At 64.6% G+C, this 1397-nt stretch carries 1 protein-coding gene; it reads right to left on the reverse strand.

Annotation, left to right across the window (positions count from 1 at the left end):
• Nucleotides 1-67 precede the first annotated feature (67 nt).
• Nucleotides 68-1397 (reverse strand): cobyrinate a,c-diamide synthase (locus HXX15_RS23095; RefSeq protein ID WP_296519252.1); only part of this gene is annotated, 1330 nt, incomplete at its 5' end.

Raw genomic sequence — 1397 nt, forward strand, 5'->3', positions numbered from 1 at the left:
GCCGCGTGTGCTCGATGGCGCCGAAATGATGTGCCGGCATCTCGAAACCGCGCGTAGTCGACGCTGATCAGGAGAGGAGTTCCGCGACCGCCTCGGGGTTCGAGGGGAAATAGAAGTGGACGTAGCTCGCGGTGAGACGCTTGCGACGATACACGGCCTCACCCCCACGACCTTTCGGATTTTGTGCCTGCACCAGCGGCGACAATGACGTCTCGCTGGTCGAATAATGAAATGTGTGACCACGCAGGCAGCCTTCGGGTAGCTTCGCTTCCTGGTGGCCAAGCGCGGCAAGGCGCGCCTGCATGGCCACCTTGCCGGGCAGCAGCCCGGCCATGGAGAACGTCGCGCCATGCCGGTCGACCAGCGTTTCAAACAGGGCCATCATGCCACCGCACTCGGCCAGCAGTGGCTTGCCGGCATCGACATGTTTGGTCAGCGCGAACCAGAGGTCGCGCCGGTTGCTCAATCGTTCGGCATAAAGTTCAGGATAACCACCGGGCAGCCAGGCGGCATCGCAGTCCGGTAGCGCATCGCCAGCCAGCGGTGAGAAGAACGCAAGTTCGGCACCGAGATCACGCAGGCACTCGAGATTGGCTGCATAGACAAATGCAAATGCGGCATCGCGCGCAATGGCAATGCGCTTGCCGGAGAGAAGTGGCGGCAATTCCGGTGCGGCGATTTCGCCAAAGGTGACGGGCGGCGGCAGTTCCGCGAGCGGCGTCGCCGCCAGCGCATCGGCGATGCGGTCGAGGCAGGTGGTGAGGTCGGAAAGCTCTTCCGCCAGCACGAGTCCGAGATGGCGCTCGGGCAAGGCGAAGTCCGCGTTACGCAGGAGATGTCCGCGCCATGGAATGTCAGCCGGCAGCCCGGGCTGCAACATGTCGGCGTGTCCAGCACTGCCGACGCGATTGGCGAAGGCGCCGTAGAAGGGAAGCCCCGGCTGGTAGCGGGCAAGGCCAAAGGCGATGGCGCCGAATGTCGCGGCCATCGCGGACGCATCGATGACCGCGAGTACCGGCAGATTGAAGCGCGTGGCGATGTCCGCTGCCGACGGTTCGCCGTCGTAAAGACCCATCACGCCTTCGACGATGATGAGATCCGCCGAGCGCGCAGCGCGGGCGAGACGCCAGGCCACATCGTCCACTCCGCACATCCACAGGTCGACAACTTCGCATTCGTTGCCGCTGGCAACGCGATGGATCATCGGGTCAATGAAATCGGGGCCGCACTTGAACACGCAGACACGCCGCCCCTGGCGCGCGTGCAGTCGCGCCAGCGCGGCGACAATGCTGGTCTTGCCCTGGCCGGACGCGGGTGCGGCGAAAAGAAATGCGGGACAGGCCGCCATCAGAACTCGATCCCCGGCATCGCCTTCACGCCGGCAGCAAAGGCATGCT

This window comes from Rhodopseudomonas sp. (assembly GCF_013377015.1).
GTDB lineage: Bacteria > Pseudomonadota > Alphaproteobacteria > Rhizobiales > Xanthobacteraceae > JARJEH01.